Below are 25,359 nucleotides of genomic sequence, written 5' to 3' on the forward strand. Positions count from 1 at the left end.
GGGGACTGGAGGCCCAAAAAAGTGAAATTTTTTGGTTTCTTGATCTTCGATGCCCGGTGGCGAGCCGAGGACGGCTGACCGGGCTCGATTTTTGGGTCTTGAGCTGGTACCACACCAGAAGACAGCAGCAGGGGAGTCAATCGATGAGAGGCTACTCCCTATATATAGAGGGAGTGCAAATAGAAGCTCCCTGAGCCCGGTTGCGATATGGTCGCGCTATTCCCAGATGGCTTCCACTTCCAGGTGTCGGGCACAGAAGGCTGTGGTCTCCTGGCGTGTCATCACGGCAAAAGCCGTCGAGAGGGCATCTGAGAGTGCGGCGGTGGGGGCGCTTGCCCAAACGCGCTCCTTCCGCACGGGCATGGGTTGGAAGGTGCGTGGGTTCATGATGTGGTTCCCTTTGACCTGGAAACCGCTGCCACTTACGGCACGATCTGTGAGCCGGAGGGGAATCTTGTTCTCCCCACCCACGCTCACGACCCAGCCTTGCTCTCCTGGCGGAGCCCCAATTGCGAGGATGCTGCTGTCACCCGCGTTCAGAAGGACATTCTGCACACTCCAATCTTCCAGGACAGTTACCACCTGGTCCAGGGCATACCCTTTCCCTACGGCCCCCAGATCCAGAAGTGGGTAGTCCACATGGGAGGTGACGAAGCCGGTCTCGTCGAGATCAAAGACGTGGATGCCCACGCGCTGCTGGGCGAACGCTACTTCCTCGGCGGACGGCGTTCTGGGTGTGCCATCGCTGTTGCGGAAGATCTTCATCAGCGGACCTATCGTGATGTCGAAGGCTCCGTTGGTCTCGGCATGGACGGCCTTGGCCAGAGCCAGGCAATCTGCCGCGGCCAGTCCGACTGGAGCCCTTTCCCCCTTGCGGAGGTGATTCACCCGCCAGATGTCGCTCATCGGGCGGAAGCGGCTCAACTCGTCCTCCAGTCGATCAATCTCTGCGAAGACCGCATCTGCAACGTTGCCAGCATAGGCCGCATCCACATCGTCTTGGGCGATGATGATTTCGAATTCAGTGGCCATCGCCTCATGGCGGGCGCGGTAGAGGGGCGTCATTGACGGGATCTTTTGGAGCGCTTTGGCTGGGGAGTGGATTCGCCTTCCGGGGGAATCTCGGGCACGGGTTCCGCCTGCCGCACCGGGGCATCTCCCAGTGCTGGCTCGGTGGGGCGCGCCAGGGCAGGGGAGAGATTTACCGGCAGTGGTCCAGTGGGACCAAGAGAGACGGGAAAGGGGCTGAGTGACGAATCAGAGGGGGCGGGTGCCGCGAGCTCGGTGCTGTTAGTGGCCTCTCCCGGCGGGAGGACCGGCAGGGTGGCAGGGAGCGGGGGCGCAACTTCCTCTTCCACCACCAACTCCGCCTTGACTGGCGGGACTGCGGGCAACTCAGGGTTGAGATAGGCTTCCCAGAGGTGCTTTTCCACAAGCAAAGAGAGCATCACTCCCGGGCGCAGCCCGTAGTCACTTGAGATGTATTCGCCCTCCAACTTGGCTAGGATCTCTTCGCCTCTCGCCTTGTCAGTGACGATGATGGGGGCTTCCAGTTTGGCTGGGATCTGGTCCTGGTAGCCGACTTGAGTGAGATCACGCAGATACCAGGGGAGGGGCCATCCATGTTCCGCCTGGATGATCTGGACCGGGGTGGACTTCCCAGCAGGGTGGCGAGCGGCCAGTTCATGAATGCGCTTGGAAAGTGCGAGCAGGTTCGTCGTCGTATGAGAATAGACGTACGGATTCCGGCTGTCAGCGGCATAGCGGGTGGCTCCGGGAAAGGAGTAATCCGTGGCGAGGTTCGTCTGGCTACAGAGATGGTAGATCCCGGTACCGAACAGGATGATCAACACCGTCTTGAACAACGGCATCTGTACAGCACGGAAGAGCCGCCGCATGCCCAGTCCTGCCAGCAGAACGAAGGTGTACTGAACAGCCATCACGGACCAAGGGGTCTTGTAGGGAATGATGGAGTAGATTGCCAGCAGAAATACTCCGTACAGCGAAAGGAAGACCAGGAAGGCGCGGACGTTGCTGACCCGGCGCTTGTCCAAGAGGGCATCCAGCATGCCAATCAGGGCCAGAGCGGGAATGAGGGCCTCCGACCAGACAAAGCCGTCCTTCCGCCAGGTCATGAGCTGGAGGTAATAGTGCCACGGCTTCTCATGCCCGCTGCCACCAGATCGCCGCAGGTAGCTGTCATAGGTGACGATGCTGTCGTGCACTCCCTGCCAGTCCTTGAATCCGTTGGAAAACATCCAGACGGACGTCGCCGCTGCAACTCCCGCCACGATGAGCCACGCCAGCCAGTCGGGGATGGTGGGCCGGGCTCCCGCATAGGAAAGGCGGGCATTCCGCGGCTCAAAGGAACCGATGCGGAGGGATACGAGTCCCCAAGCCGCCGCCATTGCCGCCAGATTGAGGACAAAGGTCTCCTTGGTGGCGTGCATGAACCCGAGACATAAACCTGCCAGCAGGAGCCAAAGGAAATTGCGCTTCTGGGACCATCGCCAGAGCGATGCGATGAAGAGGCCGGTCTGGAACACAAACGGCACCTCCATGATATAATAACGGCTGTAATAGTTCAGCATGGGCGAGACCGCCGCCAGCAATGCTGCGACGACGGCTCCCGTCCGTCCCAAGCCGTCGATCAGCAGGAGTGGCAGAAGCACCAAACCCAGGCCGAAAATCGCCACCACCCAGCGGAGCTCTCCTTCATCCATGGCGGTTGGATCCCATCCACGCCACTTGCCGATCAGATCTGCCGCATGATGTAAAAATGGGCCGTGGTAGTCCTTGGGATCGTATTCAAAAGTGCGGCTTTTGGCGTACTCGTGCGTTTTCAGCGCCAGAATCGCCTCATCCGTATGCATGGGTTTCTTAGCCAGATCCGTAAATCGGTACAGAGATCCGAGCCCCAAGGCGAGGATGAGCAGAAGGATAAAGCTTTTCCAGTTCAGCGGAGCAGGTTCGCGCGCCATGGGGCGGCAAGGTTTAGACAGCATCTGCCACCCGTCAATGCAAGCGCACGGAAAACCGCGTGGACTGGGTGAATTCCTCGTGTCAGACTAGAGACATCCATGCGCTTTTCTCTCTACACCTTCCTGCTGACTGTCCTTGTCTCGGCCCGGTTGCAGGCCGGACTGGTGGTGGACAATGAACCCATTGAGCTCAAACCCCGGCCCGAGGACGACGAGGTCGAACAGACTTTCACTTTCAAGAACACGGGCAGCAAGCCTCTCACCATTGTGCGTCTGGAGAGTACCTGTTCCTGTCTGGAGGCCAGCCTGGACAAGCGAGTTTACGCTCCAGGTGAGAAGGGCCAAGGGAAGGCCAAGTTCAAGGTGAGCAGCTTTGTTGGTCGCCATGAAAAGTCGCTGCGCGTGCACACGGATGATGATCAGGAGCCTGAGAAGGTTGTGAACTTCGTGCTGGATGTACCGGAAGTGATCAGCATTGAGCCAAAGCTTCTGGAGTGGACCGTCGGTGAAAAGGCCGAGCCGAAGACTTTCGTGGTAAAAATGACCGGCACCGATCCGATGAAGATCACCAAACTCTCCGCAACTCGGGAAAATGTTACCTTTGAATCCAGAGAGGTGACTCCTGGGCGCGAGTACGTGATCACCATGAAGCCGGCTTCCACCGCCGATGTGACCATTGGCGCACTGAAGATCGAGACCGACAGCAAGATCCCAAAGTACAGCCGCCAGATGGCATTCTTCAACATTGTGCGGCCGGAACTGGCGGAAAAGAAAAAGGCGGCGGGGAGGTAAAAGAGAACGGGTGATGAAGACGATCAGCCAAGCAATCGTGATCCTTGCTCTGACGCTGGTGGCAGCGACTGCCACCCAGCGTTGGCATCCCCGTGCCCCGGCGTGGTATGTGGCGGACGAGCGGCTGGCAGACGATGAGGTGACGCTGGCGCTCGTCCAGGAAAAATGGAAGGGAGAGGTCCTATGGATCGATGCCCGTCCGAGAACCGACTACGAAGCGGGGCACGTTCCGGGGGCGGTCTTGCTCAACGAACAGGAAGCCGATAGTCTCATGTTCGACCTCTTCGAGAAGCTGCAGGACAACACCAAGCCCATCGTAGTGTACTGCAGTGGTGAGGCTTGTCAGGCCAGCCGGAAGATTCGTCGGTACTTGAAGGACCGAGTGGGTTCTCAGGAAATCTACGTGCTGCGTGGCGGTTGGAAAGAAGCCCGAGCTTTGGGCCCTGCGAAAAAGTAGGAGCGGACGTTTAGCTCGGGAGTCTGTGGCAAATCTCAAGGCGATTCCCGCACGGATCCTCAAAGAAGATCGCATAGTATTGCGGTGCTTCATATCGGGGTCCTTCTACATGATTGGCTCCTGCTGCCACGGCGATCGCTCCCAGCCGGTTCACCTCGGAGGGTGACTCCGCCCAGAAGGCGATGCGGTTTTCATTGGGCTGGTGATTGGGAGATTCAGTGACGCCAAAGAACTCTGTCACCGGGCCCTCAGGTGCTTCAAACTGGAGCCAGCCTTCAATTTGCTCGTCCCGAGTGAAGCCAAGGGCTGGCAAGAGCGCCTCGTAGAAAGGCTGCACTATGGCCAGGCTGGATACGCGAAGGTCAACGTGATCGAAGCGACGTGACATGAGACGGAAGGGTGGGGGATTTGATCAAAGCGCGAGTTCCAGTGTCGGATCTGGTGCCATGGAAACAAGCTCTCAACGTGTCCGGCTTGGCCAGTGGATGCTTGTTGCCGTGGGTTTGGGAGTGAGCTTGCTCCTTCCCATCGCGCTGCCTTCTGTTTTTCGTGCCGTTGAGGCAGGTGTTCTGGGGTTTTGATGACCAGCCTGTTGGGGACATTCTCTTTTGGCTTGTGGTTGGCATTGTGGCGGCGATAGCACTCTTCGCTCTGACTTGCATGTTGTCTCGGGATGGCAGGAGACGGACCGCGCAATACCTCCTGGTGATCGTGGCGGTGTTTGAGCTGCTGGCCTGGCCGTGTGGGGTGCTCATGACCCATGATGTCGAACGGGTGAATGTTCGCGGGATTTTGTACTCGACTCCGGAGTGATGGAGATGGTTGAGATGACCGGTCATGATAGGTCGGCCCTGTTCTGCTCTCGACGTGGTGGGACGAACGAGTTTCATCAAGGGCTGGTGAGGGGCGACCCCATGGGTAGTGCGCGTCCTGACCGCATAAATGCGGAACTCCAACCCGGCTTATGGAACGGATAGGGGGCTTCCCTAGCAGCCTGTCGGACTTTGAAAATGCGATTGGGCTGTGTTAGGTAGAGCGATGGCGAGCCGGTTTGTAGTCATTGATCACGACACCCCTCTGTTGCTGCCTCCTGACCTGAGGGACTGGCTTCCCGAGGACCATCTGGTGCATTTTATCATGGATGCGGTCAAACTGCTGGATCTGTGCCAGGCCAGGGTCAACACCCGGGGCACAGGTTACGCCCAGTACCCTCCTGGCATGATGCTGGGGCTGCTGATCTATTGCTATGCCACGGGCACCTTCAGCAGCCGCAAGATCGAGACGCTCACTTATGAGAGCGTGGCGGTGCGTTATCTGTGTGCGGACACCCACCCCGATCACGACAGCATCTGCAAGTTCCGGCGTGAGAACAAGGAGCTGCTGGAAAGCAGTTTTCATCAGGTGCTGGAGTGTGCCGCACGGCTCAACGTGCTGCAAGTGGGGCAGGTGGTGTTGTCGGTGGATGGCACCAAGATTTTGGCCAGCGCCAGCAAGCACAGCGCCGTGAGCCATGGGCACGCCCAGCAGCAGTTGCTGCTGCTGGAGGAGCAGATCAAAGAGCTCACGGCCAAAGCCGAGGCCGCAGACAGCACGCCGTTGCGCGAGGGGCTGAGTCTGCCTGAGGAGATCCGGCGGCGTCAGAAGCGGCAGGAAAAGCTGCGGGAGGCAGTGCAGGTCATCGAGCAAAGAGCTCGTGAGCGGCATCAGCAGGAGCAGGCGGCCTATGAACGCAAGCTTCAGGAGCGCCAGGACCGGGAACAAGCGCGGGGCAAAAAGACCGGAGGCAAGGCCCCTCAACCACCCAAGGAAGGGCCTCAAGCCAAAGACCAGTACAACTTTACCGATCCACAGAGCCGGATCATGAAACACGGCGGTGGGGAGCACTTTGAGCAAAGTTACAATGCGCAAGCGGCCGTTGAGGTGCAAAGCCGCCTTGTGGTGAGCCAGCTGGTCAGCGATGCGCCCAACGACAAGGAGCAGCTGGTGCCGGTGCTGGAAAACAAAAGCCCCGTTGTGCAGAGCCTCAGCGTGGTGCTGGTGGACAGCGGTTACTACAGTGAGGCGGCGATCCGACAGGTGGAGGTGCCTGATGCAGACACCGGGGTGAGTCCGCAGGTGTATGCGGCGACGCGACGGCACAAGCACGGGCGTAGTGTCAAGGACCTTGAGCAGCATGACGATCCGCCGCCACCACCGCCCGGAGCGCCGGTCAAAGCGATCATGGAGCAGCGGTTGGAAACCCAGGAGGGCAAAGCCCTCTACGGGTTGCGCAAGCAGACGGTGGAACCTGTGTTTGGCATCATCAAATCTGCGATGGGCTTTCGTCGGTTCAGCCTGCGCGGGCTCACGAAAGTGGGGCTGGAGTGGACGCTGGTCACGCTCAGTTACAATCTCAAGCGTCTGTATCACCTTGGGACAAGGCTCCCAGCCTGAAGAAAGCGGCTCAAGCGAGCTCAGCGGCGGGAAATGCAACGACACGGCTGGCTCCAACCGCGCCTCATCCATCTGACACGACGACTCCGGTTCCCCGATCGCACTCCTGCAGCATCCAGCAAATCCGACAGGCTGCTAGTGCGGGGCGATGAGGCAGGATTTGCAAGGGGCTTCTAGCGAGCCCCTGTCCTTCGGTCTATCTCCGTGGCCGCTGTCTCCGCATAGTGGCGGCAATGCCGGTGAGGAACAGCAGAAGACTACCGGGCTCCGGGACGGGGGCGACGGCAAGGTTGATCTTCGTGAGGGAAGCGCTCTGTCCGAGTGCGGCCACCAAGGTGTTGCCAGCTATCTGAATGTTGACCGGTTGGACATTGTTCACCTCACCCGTCGTGAAGCTAAAGGTAAAGGACTCGGTCGTTGTTTGATCCACGAGGCCGAGCAGCGTGCTGGTGGGCGTCTGGTAGATCGTTGCCCCATTCACCAGAACGTTCACATTTAGCGAACTGAGGATGGAGACTGTGGCTGACGAGTTGCCACTAATGGTGAGGTTGTAGGTGGTATTGTCCAGCAGGGTGATTCCCGTAAACGCCTTGGTGGCAGAGAAGCTTCCTGCGACGCCAGCGACTCCTCCCTGGGCAATCTGAAACAACCCCCCGGAATCATCGGCAATTCCTGGGTTCAATGTCATCGTCTGGGTGGACAGGACTCCCGCAAACGTATTGGAGGCATTCCATCCTGCTCCAAGATTTGAATTGGTGGTGGTGCCCACCGTGGCCACCAGAGTCGTCTGCGTGACCGTCTCCGATGGAGTTCGGTCCAACGCGTTCGCAATGAGCACCTGAGCCGATGCTGTGGAAGCACCGATCCAGAGCCCTGCCGCCAGGATGATTAGCAGGGGTTTCATGAGTCGCCATAAAGATAAGAAAAAGTAATGATAAAGGCAACATCTATTTATTAGCGGCGCTACTGCATAATGAAAAACCCGTTTCCGAAGGCGGTCCGGAAACGGGTTTAATGGGGCGTCAGGCTTTGGGAAGGGTCACTTCAACTTCTGTCCTGCCTCCTCGATCCAACCTGCATCGGGCATGGCGTAGGGACGGAAGGTTTCCAGAGTGCCTTCGTGCTCGTTGTAGAACAGAGCCCGGTGCAGCCCCAGATTGCTGGCCTTGGGGGAGTCAATCAGGCTCGCAGAATCGTTGGCGCTCATCTGGAAGACCACTCGCATCTCAAACTCGCTCAGCGCCTTGCGGCTCAGAGAGCGGTTGACGTTGTTAAACGTATCCACCGTGGTGATGACGTGCATCCCGAGGGAGCTGCCCTCGGTGATGAGATCCACGAACTGGGTGCCTGGGTTGCCACCCCCTTCGTCGTCACTGCTCATGGAGAAGCTGAAGTCATCCTCCTGACGCAGCTTCTTGTACTTGTGCAGGCCATGGATGAGCAGGAAGACCGCGGGGGCGCGGGAAGCTTCGATCTCACCGTTGCTGCGGGCCTTCATCTCGGTGGAGAGTTCGGACATGATCGTGCCGATGTCCTGGCCCCGTGAGACGATGACTTCGTGAGGCACAGCCGCGATGGCCCGCTCGATGAAGTCTGAATCCGTGGTGCCCGGGGTGCACCCGTGGAGCACCACAAACTTGGCGCCTCCCACAGGATACTGGGCGGCCAGGGAGAGCAGGGAGGTGCCCAATAGGGTGAGCGCAGCTTCGTCCCGCTGTCCGACAATGAGCAGGTGATTCCCGCTCTGACGATGGAAGGCGGCTTCCGTGGGCCCCTTGATAGAATTCGGCGCACCGAGCCAGGCCTTGCCAGCCAGAGGCTGACTGGCGGGTTTGGTGTCGAGCGCAAAGCGGAGCAGTTGGTTCTCGCGAAGATCGGCGGGGGCGTTGCCTTCGAAGACGATGGGGGAGGTGTACTCGTGTCCGCGCTCCACGGCCAGATCGTGGACCTTGTCCAGCCACTCGTCCCGTTCATCATCTCCCAGCCAGACCACCTGGAACGGGCTGTTGCCTTCGATTGCGCCAGCGGCATCATTGTAGATGCCCTCGCCCGGACGGGTGAGGAGGCGGGGGGCAGAGTTGTTCTCATCCATGATGAGGTAGGCGTCTGCTTCATTGCACTGGAGGGCCACACGAATGACCATCTGGCCCAGCGTGGCGCGGGCCAGCGAGTAGGCGCCGCCCAGTGTCTGTGAACCCAGGAGCACATGGATGCCAAAGGCGCGGCCTTGACGGACGATGCGGTCAAAAAGCAGGGAAGCCGTCTGGGCGATGGTGTCATCGTCCACGAAGAACTCCTGGAACTCGTCAATGAGCAGCAGGGACCGAGGCATGGGCTCGGTGCCGCCCGCCCGCTTGTAGCCAGCGACGTCCTGCACCCCGAGCTTCCGAAACATGTCTCCACGACGTTTCAGTTCGCCGTCCACACGCTGAAGCACGCTCAAGGCGAACTCACGATCACTCTCAATGGCGACCACCTTGGCGTGAGGCAGTTTTTTCGAGGCATAGCACTTGAATTCAACCCCTTTCTTGAAGTCGATGAGATAGAACTCCACTTCTTCCGGGCTGCAGGTGAGCGCGAGGTTGGTGATGATGACGTGGAAGAGCGTCGATTTCCCTGAACCCGTCTTTCCAGCGAAGAGGGCGTGTTGCCGGGTGCCTTTGCCGATGGCCAGGTACTGGAGTTTGGTGGCACCTGTGCGTCCGATGGCGATGCGCAGTTCGTTGGTGGTTTCGCCCGTCCAGAGTTCTCCTGGCGGCGGGGCGATCTGGGAAAAGGGCACCTGGACGATGTTGGAGTCGATGCTGCTCTTGCCGATCCGGTGGACGAGTTGCACGGCGAGGTCCGGATTGGGCGGGGCGTCGAACACCAGGGTGGCACCAGACTTCTTCACCACATCGTCCGCCAGGACAAAGCCATTCCGTTCCTTGCGCAGGCAGATGCTGTTCTGACGCAGTTCGTCGGGCGTGAACCCATCTGGAAGGGGGTGGCGTTGATCCCAATGAATGAGCGTGTAGATGCCACAGCGAGGGCCGCTGGTGGCAATGCTCTGTAGTCGTTTGGCCGCGGTCTCGCTGAAGTTCACGGGGAAGTCGGCGATGACGAGGAAATGATATTTTTCCGCCACGCTCCCCGCCTGCTCATTGTACTCGGTGATCGAGGCGTACTCATTCCGAAGGTACATCTGGATGACCTTCTCGATGTGTTCGCTCAACTCGGCGAGGCGCTCCTCGATCTGGTCGCGCTGCGTCCAGATACGTCGGTTGATGAGCGTTTCCTCGTAGTCGGAGAGGTGCATGAGGCCGGCGAAACTCTGGCCCAGTCCCACCGGGTCAATGATCGTGAAGCTGAGCTTGCCGGGAGGGGTGGTTGCCAGGAGGCGGAGGATGATGTTGTTCAGCGCATCTATGGCGGTGGTGCCACCCGGTTCGTTGGTCTCGAACAACAGGGAGCCCTGATAGGGGAAGGAGAGTGAAAGCGGGATGGAGAGCTTTGACGGTCCGGGGAGGGCAAGGCGCGGATCCTTGGGCAGAGTGGCGGTCGGTCGAGCCAGATCCACTTCGAGCTGGGCGAAGCGTGTGGCGGGGGTGAAGTCTGTCGGGGGCTTCCAGCCCTCTGCATAACCCGCATGCCATTGGGGGAACCGTGCGGCGGTGGCCGAGTTCATCTGGCTGATGGCATCATAGATCGGAGTGATCTCGCTCTTCCATTCGGTCTCGATTTGATGCCAGCGTGCGCTCTCGCCAGACTCTAGGGAGGCGACATCGGCCTGTTGGGCGGCACGCAACTGGGAGATGATGGCGGAGTCTGTATTCGATACGGAATCAATCTTGTGGGTTTGCTCGGCCTCCACGCGTGCCAGACGGCTGGCAAGGGTGTGGTCAATCTTTGCCAGCAGTCGGGGATGTTGTGCCGCGAGCTTGGCCTTCGTGCGCTCCTCGAACTCCTGAGCCACCTCGTCGGCGCGCAGCTTCTGTTCCTCGATTTCCGCCACTTCACGGTCGAACGCGTCCTGTAGTGCTCCGCGGCCCTGTTGAGTATGCGAATCCACGGTGGCCCGGCAGCTGTCCTGGAGGAAGCGGGCTTCCTTGATCGATGCGGCCAGTTCTTTGGCCAGCGGTTTCACCTTGGACATGCCGATGAGGTGGATGATCCAGACGGAGATGAATGCCACAGCGCAGCCCGTGGCGACGACGCCGTAGTCCTTAGGATGAAGCCCCATCCCATACAAGGCACCCAGGCCGACCAGGACGATGCCGAGAGCGAAGAAGGTGAGAGGGACTTTTGCAAAAAGCCGGGGGAGGGGGAACTGCTTGAATTCCTCCAGTTGCTTCTCACCGGCTGCCAGATGGGCCTGTAGGTGGTTGAGCCACTCCACCTCCTCACCCGCAGGGATGGGGCCCGGAAGAGGGGCCTTGCGACGAACCCGGATCATGCTGATAAACGAGCTGGAGCCCGCGAAGGCATCTCGCGTGCGGTGCAACAGATCGGTGAACTGTGACTGATAGGTGGCCAGACGGCGGGTGAACTCCGGGTTGATCACGCCGGATGCTTCCAACTGACGTTCCAAACGGAAGCGACGCATTTGCAGTTCGCCCAGCCAGCTTTCCCGTACCTCCCTAACGCGGCGGGGTAGATGCCGGGTGAGGACCAGATGGGAGCGTTCCACGCGCGTACGCCGCCTTTCATAGACGTGCTTGAGACGCGCTGACTCAGCCTCCAGATGTGCCTGGGCTTCGGAAACTTCGCGGTCGAGCCGGCCTTGCGCCTGATCAATGGTGACCTGATGTTTTTGTGTGACGATATTGCGCTGTGTGCGCAGTTCCTTCTGTAGCTGATCCTCGCGCTTGGCGAAGTCTGCCACTTTGCTTTCCAGTGCGCCGAGCAACTCGACGCTCCGGCTGGCTCTGAGATCCAACCCGTTACTCACAGTCGTTTTTCACCTTTCTAAGCAAATTGTCCATCTCCTCCATGACGTTCCGCGCATGGGTCACCAGATGCGGAAGTTTTTCGAGGTAGTGTTCCTGAAACTCTAGGGCCTTTTGGTCCCGCCAACTGGACCGCGTTTGCTGCCATTCCACCGTCAATTCACGGAGGGCTTGGGCGAGATTGGAGGCGCTGACGCGAGTGCTCATGTGATAGGAAAAAGAAGCGGCTGAAAAGAATCGAAAACGCCGTGGCGGACGAGGAGTCTTTAGGGACAAAACCTCAGGAGGGTTGTTCAGATTCCGCCGCACTCGGCAAGGAGGTGCTTGGCCCGGAGGGGGCGGGACCTCCCACCTGATGATAGGACTCCAGAATCTTCTGAACCTGGTCCAAATAGGCGACGGCTTTGGGCAGATCGTGATCCACATAATCCCGCAGCATCTCCATCTTTCGCACATGGGGATCAAAGGTGCTGTCGAAGTTCCGGTTCCACGCTTTGACCCGCTCCAGTTTTTGCTCCGCCTCGGCGACGGCTGCCTTGGCCTTCCGGACAGCGGCTTGTTGCTGGGAGGGGGAGTCCACGAACTCGGACATCCGGGCCGTCATGAGCTCGCCTTCTACCTGCTCCAACATGCGTCGGCGCCGACGAATCTGCCCTTCCCAATGAGTGCGCTGTTCCGTCTGTACCCAGGCACGGGCACGGCGGATCTCGTCGCCCGACTGGTCAAGCGAGCGCCGGGCCTTCGTGATGAAAATGACGAGGTGCGCCCGGAAGCTCTGGAGGGCGTCGAGTGAGGTGATTTTTGCCTGATCAGCCATGATATGCTGGAAAGCAGCTTAACGTTGATCGAGGTATTGTTCGATGCGTTGCGCCTTTCGCAGGAGAAAAGGAGTGTGCTTTTCAGAGATCTCCACGAATTTTTTGAGAGCTTTCATGGTGGTGATGAACTCCTCGGCAAACTTCTCATGCTCCTGATCCTGCCAGGTGCCGCTCAGCGCCGCGAAACGAGCATTCAAAGCCGAGGCCTTGGTCTGCACTTCGTCATTGAAGCGCTTCAGCTCCTTGGCGAAGCGTCGCACCTCCTCTGGATCCATGATTGCCTGTGCCATATGTATAAAAGTACGTCTGTGAGTCCTCGTGGACCTTGATTGAACCCTCGCAATTTGCCTTTGGTTGTACCATTTATGCATATTCGAGGGAGGAGGGGCGAGGCAAAAATCCCCACCTGAGGGGAAAAGCACCTTCTTCAGGAAGGCGTCTCAGCCTCGCATCGAATGCAAAAAATAGACCCTCCTGCCGACGGGCGGACAGGAGGGTGGTGATACTAAGGGCCTACCAGCTGAGGGCGGATCTCAGTCGATCGGGGCGTGATGATGAAGTGCCGCCCGCACGAAGCCGTAGAAAATCGGGTGCGGATGGTTGGGCTTGGAAAGCAGCTCCGGGTGGAACTGACAGGCCATGAAGAAGGGGTGGTCCTTCAGCTCGATGATCTCCGCCAAGGTGCCGTCTGGAGACATGCCGCTGATGATGAAGCCCTTGGATTCCATCTCCTCTTTGTAGATGGAGTTGTACTCGTACCGGTGACGGTGACGCTCCGTGATCGTCGCGCTGTGATACAGGTCGTACGCCCTGGTGTTTGGTGCCAGATCCGTGACCCAAGCACCCAGTCGCATGGAGCCACCCTTCTGGGTGACATGCTGTTGTTCCTCCAGCAGATTCACCACCGGGTGGGCGGTGGTCTTGTTGAACTCGGTGCTGTTCGCGTCCGTCCAGCCGCAGACGTTGCGAGCGAACTCGATGACGGCGATCTGCATGCCGAGACAGATGCCAAAGTAAGGGATTCCAGACTCGCGGGCGTACTTGCACGCGGTGATTTTGCCTTCCGTGCCGCGGTCGCCGAAGCCTCCCGGGACCAGGATGCCCTGCATGCCCGCGAGGTGCATGTCCGGGCCGCCTTTCTCGATGTCTTCAGCATCCACCCGCACGACCTCGACTTTGGCGTCATTGGCGGCCCCCGCATGCACGATGGCCTCATAGATGCTTTTATAGGCATCCTGTAGCTCGATGTACTTGCCCACCACCGCGATACGCACGTGATGCGTGGGATTGATGACGCGGTTTACAAACTTGCGCCAGCGGGCGAGGTCGGGCTGCTTGGTCTCGATGTGAAGCAGTTTGCAGACGAGATCGTCGAGCTTTTCCTCGTGCAGCTTGAGAGGCACCTCGTAAATGGAGTTCTTGACGTCTGCGGCCTCGATGACGGCTTCTGGTTCGACGTTGCAGAAGAGCGAAATCTTGTCCTTTACGTCCTGATCCAGGCGCATCTCAGTGCGGCAGAGGACAATGCCGGGGCTGATCCCGATCTCCCGCAGCTTCGCGATGCTTTGCTGGGTGGGCTTGGTCTTGAGCTCTCCGGCGGCACGGATATAGATGATCAGCGTCGTGTGAATGTAGAGGACGTTTTCCGGACCGACTTCCTGGCCGAACTGACGAATGGCCTCCAGGAAGGGCAGGCCCTCGATGTCCCCCACGGTGCCACCGATCTCTGTGATGATCACGTCAGCGGTCATTTCACGGGCGACCTTGCGGATACGCTCTTTGATCTCGTTGGTCACGTGTGGAATGACCTGCACGGTGCTGCCGAGATAGGCACCACTGCGTTCCTTGGCGAGGACGTTCGTGTACACCTGACCGCTCGTCAGGTTGTTAAGTCGGGAGAGATTGGTGCTGGTAAAGCGCTCGTAGTGGCCCAGGTCGAGGTCGGTTTCGGCCCCGTCATCCAGCACGTACACTTCGCCATGCTCGTAGGGGTTCATGGTACCGGGATCCACGTTCAGGTACGGGTCGAACTTTTGCAGGATCACTTTCAATCCACGGTGCTCCAGCAGGGTGCCGAGCGAAGCGGCGGCCAGGCCTTTGCCTAGCGAACTGACGACGCCACCGGTGACGAAGATGTATTTCATTGAGGAGATTGTGTGTGGGATGTGGATGTTAAGAGGACTGTAAAGCTTTCTCGATGGCGATGGCCTGCTCAGGAGTATCTACGCCGGGGGAGGTCTCGTGGGTGAGCGCGACACGGATGGTGGCTCCGTTCTCAAGAGCGCGGAGTTGTTCGAGGGATTCGGTGCGCTCCAGCAACGATGGCGGCCAGTTGACAAACTGGAACACAAAATCGCGCTGGAAGCCGTAGATGCCCAGGTGACGATAGTGGACAATGCCGGAGTCTGGATTTCGCGGGTACGGAATGAGCGAACGTGAGAAATAGAGAGCATCACGCCGGGCGTTGAGCACCACCTTCACCACATTGGCGTCCTGGAGCAGCGCCGGATCGTCAATGGGGGCCGCGGCGGTGATCATGGGGACAGCTGGCTCCTGCACCAAGGTCTGGGCCAGCTCATCGATCAGGGCAGGGGAGATCAAGGGCTCGTCACCCTGCACGTTGATCACCACCTGATGGTTCGGGAAAGACGCCGCTGTCTCGGCCACGCGGTCGGTGCCGCTGGGGTGGTCGGGATCGGTCATCACCACCAGCGCATTGAAGCGGCGGGCAGCATCGGCGATCCGCACATCATCGGTCGCGATCACAACACGATCCACCAGTCGGCACTGGAGACAGCGCTCCCAGACGTGCTGGACGAGCGGCTTTCCGGCGATGAGGTGCAACGGCTTGCCAGGGAACCGGGTGGACCCCCAGCGCGCGGGAATGACAACGAGGACTTGCGGACGTGATGAGGACAAAGCAGGCGGCGCGGTTTCATGTTCATGGCGCGAAAGGATTGCAGAAGCAAACATTTTCCGCACCTTCCGTCCCCTACCAATTGAGGGTGGACGGACATCCTGCTTGCGGTGACCTGTTTCCCCGGCAAACTCAATCTATGTTTCGTGCGTGGCCATGGTGGATCTCCCTCATTCTGATTGCGGTCAGCCTGGGATGGTTCTGGCTGCTCAGCCTTGATCTGCGGTTCGTCAGGGTGGAGCCTGACGTGCGCCCGGCGACCGCTGAGGCGAAAAAGTAAAGGCTTCTTGAGCCCGTCTTTCCCTACTGGTCAAATGAATACCATTGCTTGACGTCGGGGGGAATCGGGTTAACGAAATGTTCAACCTCTCCCACTTTCCCCCCTTCTCTCATGGCTAACCACGGATATACCGAAGACTCCATTCGTTCACTCGACTGGCGGGAGCACATTCGTCTGCGCCCCGGCATGTACATCGGCAAGCTGGGTGACGGCACCGCTCCTGAAGATGGCATCTACGTGCTGCTCAAAGAGGTGATCGACAACACCATCGACGAGCATGTCATGGGTTACGGCAAGGAAGTCGAGATCACGATCGAAGAGAACGTTTGTACGATCCGCGACTACGGACGCGGCGTCCCCTTGGGGAAGCTGATGGAGTGCGCCGCCCAGATCAACACGGGTGCCAAGTACGACAGTGAGGTCTTTAAGCGAAGTGTGGGCTTGAACGGCGTGGGTATCAAGGCGGTGAATGCTTTGTCCGACCGCTTTGACATCCAGGCCTACCGCGAGGGCAAGACACGCGCTATCGAGTTCTCACAAGGGCTCGTGGTCAAGGAGATGAAGAACCCGGTGGCCACGACGGATCGGGACGGTACGAAGATCACGTTTCATCCGGACCCGACTTCATTCGCTGGCGACTATGCCTTCCGGCTGGATTTCATCCGGGAGATGCTGCGTTTCTATGCCTGGTTAAATCCAGGTCTGACGCTGACGTTGAACGGTGAGAAGTTTCGGAGCAAGGACGGTCTCATTGACCTCCTCAATGCCAAGCTGACAGAGGAACCGCAGTATCCGATCATCTATCTCGCCTCGAAGGAGGTGGAAGTGGCCTTCACGCATGGTGTGGGGTATGGCGAGGAGTGCTACAGCTTCGTGAACGGCCAGCACACCACGCAAGGGGGGACGCATCTGGCAGCCTTCCGGGAGGCGCTGGTGGCTGAGGCACGGGAATTCTTCAAGAAGCAGTTCGATCCCAGTGACGTGCGCGGGAGCCTGGTCGCAGCGGTGAGCGTGAAGGTGCAGGAGCCGGTGTTCGAGTCCCAAACGAAAACGAAGCTGGGCAGCACGACCATGGAGCCCAACGGCCGCAGTCTGCGGACCACAATCGTCAACTTTGTCACCTCCCAGCTGGACAACTACCTGCACAAGCATGGCGATGTTGCAAAGGCCATGCTGGAGAAGATCCAGGCCAACGAGAAGGAGCGCAAGGAGATCAGTGGCATTCAGAAGATCGCCCGCGAGAGCGCTCGCAAGGCCAAGGTCCACAACAAGAAGCTGCGTGACTGCCGGGTGCATTTGGACACCAAGAACCCCGATCGTGAAAAGAGCACGCTCTTTATCACGGAAGGGGACTCTGCGAGCGGCAGCATCACCAAGAGCCGTGATGTGAACTTTCAGGCCGTGTTCAGCCTGCGGGGCAAGCCGCTCAACTGCTTCGGCCTCACCCGCAAAGTCTGCTATGAGAATGAGGAGTTCAATCTCCTCCAGAACGCACTCAACATTGAGGAAGATCTCGAAGAGCTGCGTTATCAGAACGTGGTGATGGCGACAGATGCTGATGTGGACGGGATGCACATCCGGTTGCTCATGATCACCTTCTTCCTGCAGTTTTACCCGGAACTCATCCGGCGTGGGCACCTTTACATTCTGCAGACGCCGCTGTTCCGTGTGCGCAACAAGAAGGAAACCTTCTATTGCTACAGCGATGAGGAGCGTTTCAAAGCGATCGCGAAGTGTGGCAAGGCCGCTGAGATCACCCGGTTCAAGGGCCTGGGCGAAATCTCACCGGATGAGTTCAAGCATTTCATCGGCCCCAAGATGCGGCTGGAGCCCGTGCTCATGCCGGAGCACAAGAGCATCAAGGAGCTGCTGACCTTCTATATGGGCAAGAACACGCCCGACCGCCAGGAGTACATCGTGCAGAACCTTCGGGTGGAGCACGATATCGAATTGGAAGACAAGGCTCGTGATGAAGAGGAGCGCAAGAAGAAGCAGAAACAGGTGATTTCCCTGGAGGCCCCCTTCTGATTTCCCTTCCATGCCACTTTTTGAAGTTTGCCTATTGAGTTTTGAGTATTGAGTATTGATTTTTGCCTTTTGTTTCGAGCGTGACTCCTGATTCCCTTCTTCCCCCCTCTGGTCCCTCCCATACCGGGGAACTGCACACCAAGCTCGTGGATGAGCTCTATGGTGACTGGTTCCTGGACTACGCCTCCTACGTGATCCTGGAGCGTGCGGTGCCGCACATCAACGATGGGCTCAAGCCAGTGCAGCGACGCATCCTCCACTCGATGCGTGAGTTGGAGGACGGACGCTATAACAAGGTGGCAAACGTGGTGGGGAACACGATGAAGTATCACCCCCACGGGGACGCTTCCATCGGGGATGCCATGGTTCAGCTCGGTCAAAAAGAGCTGCTGATAGACACCCAGGGGAACTGGGGAAACATCCTCACCGGAGACGGTGCAGCCGCCTCCCGGTACATCGAATCGCGCCTCACCAAGTTCGCGCTGGACGTGGTGTTCAGCCCCAAGGTGACGGAGTGGGCGAACAGCTACGACGGCCGCAATAAGGAGCCGGTGACGTTGCCGGTGAAGTTTCCGCTGCTCCTCGCCCAGGGGGTGGAAGGCATCGCCGTGGGCCTCTCCTGCCGCGTGCTGCCGCATAATTTCAACGAACTCTGCGACGCCTGCGTTGCCGCCCTGCGCGGTGAGCCCTTCCAGTTGTTACCGGACTTCCCGCAAGGGGGCATCATGGATGCCGCTGACTACAACGACGGTCAGCGCGGCGGCAAGGTGCGAGTGCGCGCCAAGATCGAGACCGTGCCCAAGCGGAACATGGTGCGCATCACGGAGATTCCCTTCGGCACTACGGCCGGAAGCGTCCAGGAATCCATCGTCGCCGCCAACGAAAAGGGCAAGATCAAGATCCAGAAGGTGGAAGACAACACGGCGGAGTTTGTGGAAATCCTCGTGCACCTTCCCAGCGGCACGGACCCTGACCAGGCCATTCAGGCGCTCTATGCGTTCACAGACTGCGAGGTCAGCATCTCCGTCAACGCCGTCGTCATCCAGGATGACAAGCCCAATTTCATCTCCGTCACGGAGATTCTCAAATCCAACGCGGAGTACGCCAAGCAACTGCTCAAGCAGGAACTGGAGATCGAACTCGGCGAGCTGGAGGAGAAGTGGCACTTCAGCTCACTGGAGAAGATCTTCATCGAGAAGCGCATCTACCGTGACATCGAAGAATGCACCACGTGGGACGGCGTCATCGGTGCCATCTGGAAAGGCCTCACGCCTTATCTTGGCCTTTTGAAACGCGAGATTACGGAGGACGACATCACCAAGCTCACGGAGATCAAGATCAAGCGCATTTCCAAGTTCAACTCCTTCGAGGCCGATGAACTGATCCGCGGCTTGGAAAGTGACATCGACCAGGTGCAGCGCTACCTCAAAGGATTGACCCGGTATGCCATCTCGTACTTCGAGCGCATCAAGAAGACTTACGGCAAGGATCGTGAACGTCGCACCGTGATTGCTGGTTTTGACCGGGTGGCGGCTTCAGACGTGGCCATTGCCAACGAGACGCTCTATCTCGACCCGAAAGAAGGTTTCGCTGGCTATGGTCTGAAACGGGAAGGGGAGCCCGTGAGCAAGTGCTCCACGATGGACGAAGTCCTCTTCATCACCCGCGAAGGTGTGATGAGCGTCGTGAAAGTGGCGCCGAAATTCCACGTGGGTAAGAACCCCGTCTATCTGGCCGTCTTCAAGCGCGACGAGCAGGCGGTGTATTCGTTGATCTACCGCGATGGCAAGCAGGGCCGTGTGTATGCGAAGCGGTTCCGTGTGGGTGGTATTACCCGCGACAAGGAGTATCCTCTGACGCAAGAGTCCCCCGGGACAAAAGTCATGTTCTTCTCACGGCATGAGACGGAGGAAGAAAGCAACGCCCAGATCTTGAATATCAAGCTCAAGCACGAACTGCGCATGCGGGTGGATGCCTTCCCCTACAAGTTTGGAGACCTCGCCATCAAGGGACGTGATTCCAAGGGCAATCTCGTCACCGAGAAGTCGGTGGAAAAGATCACCCGGTTGCGCAAGAGCGCATCGGGTGAGGCGGAAGAAGAGGAAGTGGTGGAGTAGGAACCCGCTGCGCGGGAGACGCCAGACTAGAAGACACAAGACACCAGACTTGATTGCTGGTGCCTGTTTGAATTCGCCCTCTGTTGTTCGCTTCAGGGGATGTGCGCCTGAGCGGGGCTGGGAACCGCCTCCTTTATGCACGAACAAACTGCGAGGTGACTTGGCCAGGGAGTAGAGGAGGCGGGGTCTCCGGCCCCGCAGTCTGTGGGATGGGCGGGGCAGGAAGGGGATCGAGGGACGTTTGATGCGTGAGCAGGGCTGGGAACCCCCGCCTCCTGTACTCAAGAACAAGCTGCAACATAGCTTGTCCGCGGAATAGAGGAGGTGGGGTCTCTGGCCCCGCGGTCTGTGGGGCGGCCGGGGCGGGAAGGGGATCAAGGGACGATTGGGGCGTGAGCGGGGCTGGGAACCCCCGCCTCCTTTACGCACGAACAAGCTTCAAGGTCACATGGCTGCAGAGTAGAGGAGGCGGGGTCTCCGGCCCCGCGGTCTTGCGGGCGGCCGGGGCGGGAAGGGGATCGAGGGACGTTTGATGCGTGAGCGGGGCTGGGAACCCCCGCCTCCTGTACCCAGGAACAAGCTTCAAGGTCACATGGCCGCAGAGTAGAGGAGGTGGGGTCTCCGGCCCCGCGGGTCTGTGGGGTGGCCGGAGCGGGAATGGGATCAAGAGACGATTGGGGCGTGAGCGGGGCTGGGAACCCCCGCCTCCTGCACTCAAGAACAAGCTTCATGATGACATGGCCGCAGAGTAAAGGAGGCGGGTTCTCTGGCCCCGCGGTCTTGCGGGCGGCCGGGGCAGGAAGGGGATCGAGGGACGTTTGATGCGTGAGCGGGGCTGGGAACCCCCGCCTCCTGTACTCAAGAACAAGCTGCAACATAGCTTGTCCGCGGAATAGAGGAGGTGGGGTCTCTGGCCCCGCGGTCTGTGGGGCGGCCGGGGCGGAAAGGGGATCAAGGGACGATTGGGGCGTGAGCGGGGCTGGGAACCCCCGCCTCCTGCACTCAAGAACAAGCTTCATGATGACATGGCCGCAGAGTAAAGGAGGCGGGGTCTCTGGCCCCGCGGTCTGTGGGGCGGCCGGGGCGGAAAGGGGATCAAGGGACGATTGGGGCGTGAGCGGGGCTGGGAACCCCCGCCTCCTTTACGCACGAACAAGCTTCAAGGTCACATGGCCGCAGAGTAGAGGAGGCGGGGTCTCTGGCCCCGCGGTCTTGCGGGCGGCCGGGGCGGGAAGGGGATCGAGGGACGATTGGGGCGTGAGCGGGGCTGGGAACCCCCGCCTCCTGCACTCAAGAACAAGCTGCAACATAGCTTGTCCGCGGAATAGAGGAGGCGGGGTCTCTGGCCCCGCGGTCTGTGGGGCGGCCGGGGCGGAAAGGGGATCAAGGGACGATTGGGGCGTGAGCGGGGCTGGGAACCCCCGCCTCCTGTACTCAAGAACAAGCTGCAACATAGCTTGTCCGCGGAATAGAGGAGGTGGGGTCTCTGGCCCCGCGGTCTGTGGGGCGGCCGGGGCGGGAAGGGGATCAAGGGACGATTGGGGCGTGAGCGGGGCTGGGAGCCCCCGCCTCCTTTACGCACGAACAAGCTTCAAGGTCACATGGCTGCAGAGTAGAGGAGGCGGGGTCTCCGGCCCCGCGGTCTTGCGGGCGGCCGGGGCGGGAAGGGGATCGAGGGACGTTTGATGCGTGAGCGGGGCTGGGAACCCCCGCCTCCTGTACTCAGGAACAAGCTTCAAGGTCACATGGCCGCAGAGTAGAGGAGGTGGGGTCTCCGGCCCCGCAGTCTGTGGGATGGCCGGAGCGGGAAGGAGATCGTGGGACGTTTGGGGTGTGAGCGGGGCTGGGTTTGTTGTTTCCTATGGGAAGGTGCTGCCCCGGTGTCTCCATTCATCCGCAGCCCTCTCTCCCTCTACCCGTTCTCAGTTGCAGTTGCAGTTGCAGTTGCAGTTGCAGTTGCAGTTGCGGCCCTGAATTCCAAAGACAGCGAATTCACGCAGTACCTCAATCCGGTAGGCTTGGGTCCGTCGGGAAACACATGTCCCAAGTGGGCGCCGCACTTTCCGCAGACGATCTCGGTGCGGCTCATGCCGTGGCTGTCGTCCTCGTGCATGGAGACGGCCTCTTTGTTCACCTGATTCCAAAAGCTGGGCCAGCCGGAGCCGGAGTCGTATTTCGTCTTTGAGTCGAACAGGTCTTCACCGCAGCAGACGCACGTGTAGGTGCCGTCGGCCTTGTGATTGCAAAATTTGCCAGTGAACGGATACTCTGTCCCTTGTTCCTGGGTCACGCGCCATTGCTCTGGCGAGAGGCGCTCTTGGAGATCAGCTTTGTCCATGCTGAAGCATACGTAGATTTGGCAGGGTTCAACAAAGCAACGCCTGCTTCATTGAACCAGGTTGAGGCCGCTGAGGTGGCGACATCCCATCAGGACTGATTGCGTTCCATCAGCTCGCGGATGAGGCGGAGTTGTTTTTTGTCAGGCTTGGCAGCCAATGCATGAGGCGTAAGCAGGACCTTTTCCCGGCGGGCCTCGGCTGCTTTCTGATAGTTCTGCACTGGCGTCAGATCTTCCATGAAGAGCTTCACCAGCGACGCTCCCACTCGGGTGGTGGGGAAAGCAATGACGCGAACCACCAAACTCAGGTCACCCCGCTGAATGTCGAGCACCTCGCCGAGTTTCAACTCTCGGGCTGGCTTCATGGGTTGCCCGCCAATTTGCACCAGCCCACGGGTGCAGGCCTGGGTGGCAAGAGAGCGGGTCTTGAAAATGCGGACGTGGTGCAGATAAAGGTCGGCGCGCATGAAGGGGGGGTATTCTGGCGGAGTGAGAGCTCCGCCAGATTCCTATTCTACGTCAAACAGCCTCAACTTTTCAACAAAAGCGCAGCGAACGCGCCATCGAATCCATCTCTCCAGGGGAGGGAACTCCGAGTTTCCACCAGCTTGAATTCCGGATGAGCGACCAGGAATGAAGCAATGATGTCCTCGTTTTCCTCCCGATCGAGACTGCAAGTGCTGTAAACCAAGCTTCCGCCGGACTTCAGGAGAGGTGACAGAGTGGACAGAATCTTGGTCTGTAGTTGGGCCATCTCGACGAAGACCTCAGGATCCAACCGCCAACGGACATCGACGCGACGACGCATCACGCCCGTATTGCTGCAGGGGGCATCAAGAAGAATGCGATCAACTTGGACGCCTTTCCAGATCGGAGGCAACGGTTTGGTCCAATCCACCTGACGGTTCTCTGCAATGGTTACGTTCAGACGCTCCAGATTCTGCTGCATGCGCTGGAGCCTGCGGGGCACAGAGTCACAAGTCAGGATCCGTCCCTGATTCTGCATCTTCTGCGCCAGATACGCGGACTTGCCGCCTGGTGCAGCGCAAGCATCCAGAATCGTCTCACCCGGTTGAGGGGCGAGGAGATCGCAGGCGATTACCGTACTGGGGTCCTGAGCATAACACCGGCCGCTGGCGAGCCACTCACGCGGCAAGGTGTCGGCGCGGAAGAACCCCGGGAAAGAAATAGGTTCCAGCGGGAGCACCTCTTCCGGGGTGAGCGGCTGCGGGTGCAATTGATTCACCCGCACATACGTTGAGGCGGGCTGTTGGTCCCACTCGCAGAGGGCTTCCGCTGCTGACTTGCCGAACTGCTTGGTCCACCGCTCAGCAAGCCAGGAAGGATGCGAGGTTCGCTCGGCGATGGGGAGGCGATCCATGCGTGCCAAGAGCGGGATTCTCTCCCGGTCCACCCGGCGAAGCACGGCGTTGACCAGCCCGCGAGCCTTGCCAGCCTGGTTCACCGTTTCGTTCACTACGGCGTGGGCTGGCATCTCCAGCAGAAGAAGCTGGGCAATGCCGAGCCTGAGCAGCCAGTGGACACTGGTTTCAAGGTGCTGATTGTCGCAGACCCGTTCCAGCCAGATGTCCAGCAGGTCGATGTTGCGAAGCGTGCCCATCACTAGCGTCTGAAGGAGCGCGGTGTCGCGATGATCAAGGCGATGGGTGGCGGCAGCCTTTTCGATGAGGTCTGCTGCATAGATTTCACTGCGCTCCCATTCGACGAGAATCTGAAGTGCAAGCTGTCGGGAATTAAGGGGGATTACGCTCATTCTGCTGCAAGGGTGCCTCGGCCGATGCCCCGGTATTGGAAGCCGTAGCTGGCTGCTGCGGTCGGGTCGAGCAGATTGCGCCCGTCGAAGATAAGGGGGGTGCGCATCGCGTCGCGAAGTTCTTGGAGATCCACTGTGGCGAATTCCGGCCATTCAGTGGCCACGATGAGCGCCTCGGCACCACGGGCAGCTTCGACAGGATTGTCGGTGAGAGTGACCTTGCTGGCGATGGGAAGCTCGCGGAACTTGTCCATGGCCTTGGGATCGTAGGCCGTGACTTCCGCGCCCTCTTTGACCAAGGTCTCCACAAGACTGATGGCGACGCTGGATCGGACGTCGTCCGTGTTGGGTTTGAAGCTGAGACCCCAGACGGCGATCTTCTTGTCCTTAAGCACCCAAAGGGCCTCCCGTACGCTGTCGAGAAAGCGATTGAGCTGGCGGGCGTTGATCTTCTGAACCTCTTTAAGCAGATTGAAAGGAGTGCCCAGCTGTTCTGCAATCGCGATGAAGGCGGCGATGTCCTTTGGGAAACAAGAGCCCCCGTAGCCAAGGCCCGCGTTGAGGAAACTACGGCCGATGCGCTTGTCCATGCCAATGCCCTCGGCGACCTTCTCCACGTCTGCACCGCTGACCTCGCAAAGCTCGGACAGTGCGTTTACATAGGAAATCTTCAGAGCGAGGAAACTGTTTGCGGCATGCTTGATGAGCTCGGCGCTGTTGATGTCGGTCACGAGTACCGGGGCAACAAAAGGCTCATAGACCTTTTGCATGACCGCGAGAGCGCGGTCGCTGTTGCCGCCGATGACGATGCGGTCAGGGCTCATGAGGTCTTCCACGGCGCTGCCTTCACGCAGGAACTCGGGATTGCTCACGACGTCGAATTCCACGCCCGGCTTGGCGTAGCGGCGGATCGTCTGAGCGACGCGCTCGCCGGTCTTCACGGGAACCGTGCTCTTGTCCACAATTACCCGATAGCTGCCGAGGCAGACGGCAATTTCGCGTGCCACTTTTTCGATGAAGCTGAGATCCACGCTGCCATCTGCCTGGGGCGGGGTTGGTACCGCAATGAAGATCACCTCACCGTGATCGACGCCCTCTTCCGTGCTGGTGGTGAACTGTAGGCGCTTGGAGACAACATTCTTGCGGACGATTGTTTCCAGGCCGGGCTCGTAAATCGGGATTTTGCCCTCCAAAAGGCTTTTGATTTTGCGTTCATCATTGTCCACGCAAACAACGTGATGGCCGACTTCTGCGAAGCAGGCACCTGTAGTGAGTCCAACGTAACCGGAACCAATGATCGTGAGTTTCATGCAAAGAGTGGGGAGAGAGGGGCAGCCTTGGGCGGCAGCAGGACGGGACTAATGCGGAGGTTGGGGGAGGGCACAAGCCCGAAGGACGGGAGAAAAGATACCAAAACAAGCTGCGGATGTCTGAATATCACAAATTGGGGAAGATTGTAGGGACGTGTGAATTTCGCAGGCGTTTTTTGCCCTGCC

General features: G+C 59.2%; 21 protein-coding genes. 7 read left to right on the forward strand and 14 right to left on the reverse strand.

The window, feature by feature from the left end; genetic code table 11:
- Positions 1–216 precede the first annotated feature (216 nt).
- Entirely contained in the window at positions 217–1,065 is an 849-nt protein-coding gene (locus tag VSP_RS14535; protein ID WP_009961461.1) for an FAD:protein FMN transferase, read from the reverse strand.
- Entirely contained in the window at positions 1,062–2,981 is a 1,920-nt protein-coding gene (locus VSP_RS14540) for a flippase activity-associated protein Agl23 (RefSeq protein ID WP_009961462.1), read from the reverse strand. Before VSP_RS14540 ends, VSP_RS14535 begins: the two co-directional genes overlap by 4 nt.
- Before the next feature lie 99 nt (positions 2,982–3,080).
- Here VSP_RS14540 and VSP_RS14545 point away from each other — a divergent pair, with 99 nt between their 5' ends.
- Positions 3,081–3,773 carry a DUF1573 domain-containing protein gene (locus VSP_RS14545; protein ID WP_009961463.1) on the forward strand — a complete coding sequence of 231 codons (693 nt, stop codon included), beginning with the start codon at positions 3,081–3,083 and terminating at the stop codon, positions 3,771–3,773.
- A 13-nt stretch (positions 3,774–3,786) separates the two neighbouring features.
- Complete coding sequence (locus VSP_RS14550) at positions 3,787–4,230, forward strand: rhodanese-like domain-containing protein (protein WP_009961464.1); 444 nt, start codon at positions 3,787–3,789, stop codon at positions 4,228–4,230.
- A gap of 10 nt (positions 4,231–4,240) precedes the next feature.
- Here VSP_RS14550 and VSP_RS14555 read toward each other — a convergent pair whose 3' ends face one another.
- Positions 4,241–4,618 (reverse strand): VOC family protein, encoded by a 378-nt coding sequence (locus VSP_RS14555; protein WP_009961466.1) that lies wholly within the window; start codon positions 4,616–4,618, stop codon positions 4,241–4,243.
- A 272-nt stretch (positions 4,619–4,890) separates the two neighbouring features.
- Here VSP_RS14555 and VSP_RS42300 point away from each other — a divergent pair, with 272 nt between their 5' ends.
- Positions 4,891–5,043, forward strand: coding sequence for a hypothetical protein (locus VSP_RS42300; protein WP_157210910.1), 153 nt, complete (start codon positions 4,891–4,893; stop codon positions 5,041–5,043).
- Between the two features lie 225 nt (positions 5,044–5,268).
- Positions 5,269–6,663: an IS1182-like element ISVsp16 family transposase gene (locus VSP_RS14565; protein ID WP_009961471.1), complete on the forward strand. Its 1,395-nt coding sequence runs from the start codon at positions 5,269–5,271 to the stop codon at positions 6,661–6,663.
- Positions 6,664–6,859: 196 nt separating this feature from the next.
- On the opposite strand, the gene VSP_RS14570 is transcribed toward VSP_RS14565, so the two are convergent.
- From VSP_RS14570 to kdsB, 7 genes are all read right to left on the reverse strand, one after another.
- Positions 6,860–7,567, reverse strand: coding sequence for a PEP-CTERM sorting domain-containing protein (locus VSP_RS14570; RefSeq protein ID WP_009961472.1), 708 nt, complete (start codon positions 7,565–7,567; stop codon positions 6,860–6,862).
- A 135-nt stretch (positions 7,568–7,702) separates the two neighbouring features.
- Positions 7,703–11,593 carry an FtsK/SpoIIIE domain-containing protein gene (locus VSP_RS14575; protein WP_009961473.1) on the reverse strand — a complete coding sequence of 1,297 codons (3,891 nt, stop codon included), beginning with the start codon at positions 11,591–11,593 and terminating at the stop codon, positions 7,703–7,705.
- On the reverse strand, positions 11,586–11,798 hold the full coding sequence (locus tag VSP_RS14580; protein ID WP_009961474.1) for a hypothetical protein: 213 nt from the start codon (positions 11,796–11,798) through the stop codon (positions 11,586–11,588). Before VSP_RS14580 ends, VSP_RS14575 begins: the two co-directional genes overlap by 8 nt.
- 73 nt (positions 11,799–11,871) lie before the next feature.
- The gene (locus VSP_RS14585) at positions 11,872–12,408 is read right to left on the reverse strand and encodes a hypothetical protein (protein WP_009961475.1); all 537 of its coding nucleotides are present in this window, start codon (positions 12,406–12,408) and stop codon (positions 11,872–11,874) included.
- Between the two features lie 18 nt (positions 12,409–12,426).
- Positions 12,427–12,699, reverse strand: coding sequence for a WXG100 family type VII secretion target (locus VSP_RS14590; RefSeq protein ID WP_009961476.1), 273 nt, complete (start codon positions 12,697–12,699; stop codon positions 12,427–12,429).
- Positions 12,700–12,942: 243 nt separating this feature from the next.
- Positions 12,943–14,553 carry a CTP synthase gene (pyrG, locus tag VSP_RS14595; RefSeq protein WP_009961477.1) on the reverse strand — a complete coding sequence of 537 codons (1,611 nt, stop codon included), beginning with the start codon at positions 14,551–14,553 and terminating at the stop codon, positions 12,943–12,945.
- Positions 14,554–14,581: 28 nt separating this feature from the next.
- On the reverse strand, positions 14,582–15,328 hold the full coding sequence (gene kdsB / locus VSP_RS14600; RefSeq protein ID WP_044134397.1) for a 3-deoxy-manno-octulosonate cytidylyltransferase: 747 nt from the start codon (positions 15,326–15,328) through the stop codon (positions 14,582–14,584).
- 137 nt (positions 15,329–15,465) lie between these two features.
- Between kdsB and VSP_RS42305 the strand changes: the two genes are divergently transcribed.
- The 3 genes from VSP_RS42305 (at position 15,466) to VSP_RS14615 (ending at position 19,751) form a co-directional block, all read left to right on the forward strand.
- A complete protein-coding gene (locus tag VSP_RS42305) occupies positions 15,466–15,606 on the forward strand; it encodes a hypothetical protein (RefSeq protein WP_009961479.1) in 141 nt (46 codons plus the stop codon).
- 111 nt (positions 15,607–15,717) lie between these two features.
- Positions 15,718–17,634 (forward strand): DNA topoisomerase IV subunit B, encoded by a 1,917-nt coding sequence (locus VSP_RS35490; protein ID WP_009961480.1) that lies wholly within the window; start codon positions 15,718–15,720, stop codon positions 17,632–17,634.
- Positions 17,635–17,714: 80 nt separating this feature from the next.
- Positions 17,715–19,751: a DNA gyrase/topoisomerase IV subunit A gene (locus VSP_RS14615; protein ID WP_009961481.1), complete on the forward strand. Its 2,037-nt coding sequence runs from the start codon at positions 17,715–17,717 to the stop codon at positions 19,749–19,751.
- A 1,912-nt stretch (positions 19,752–21,663) separates the two neighbouring features.
- Here VSP_RS14615 and msrB read toward each other — a convergent pair.
- From msrB to VSP_RS14635, 4 genes are all read right to left on the reverse strand, one after another.
- Positions 21,664–22,089, reverse strand: a complete 426-nt coding sequence (gene msrB, locus VSP_RS14620; protein WP_009961482.1) for a peptide-methionine (R)-S-oxide reductase MsrB — start codon at positions 22,087–22,089, stop codon at positions 21,664–21,666.
- A gap of 89 nt (positions 22,090–22,178) precedes the next feature.
- Positions 22,179–22,556 carry an RNA-binding S4 domain-containing protein gene (locus VSP_RS35495; RefSeq protein WP_009961483.1) on the reverse strand — a complete coding sequence of 126 codons (378 nt, stop codon included), beginning with the start codon at positions 22,554–22,556 and terminating at the stop codon, positions 22,179–22,181.
- Between the two features lie 62 nt (positions 22,557–22,618).
- A complete protein-coding gene (gene rsmB, locus VSP_RS14630; protein WP_009961484.1) occupies positions 22,619–23,863 on the reverse strand; it encodes a 16S rRNA (cytosine(967)-C(5))-methyltransferase RsmB in 1,245 nt (414 codons plus the stop codon).
- Complete coding sequence (locus VSP_RS14635) at positions 23,860–25,173, reverse strand: UDP-glucose dehydrogenase family protein (protein WP_009961486.1); 1,314 nt, start codon at positions 25,171–25,173, stop codon at positions 23,860–23,862. The genes rsmB and VSP_RS14635 overlap by 4 nt, the downstream gene beginning before the upstream one ends.
- Positions 25,174–25,359: the final 186 nt, after the last annotated feature.

The organism is Verrucomicrobium spinosum DSM 4136 = JCM 18804 (assembly GCF_000172155.1).
GTDB classification, from domain to species: domain Bacteria; phylum Verrucomicrobiota; class Verrucomicrobiia; order Verrucomicrobiales; family Verrucomicrobiaceae; genus Verrucomicrobium; species Verrucomicrobium spinosum.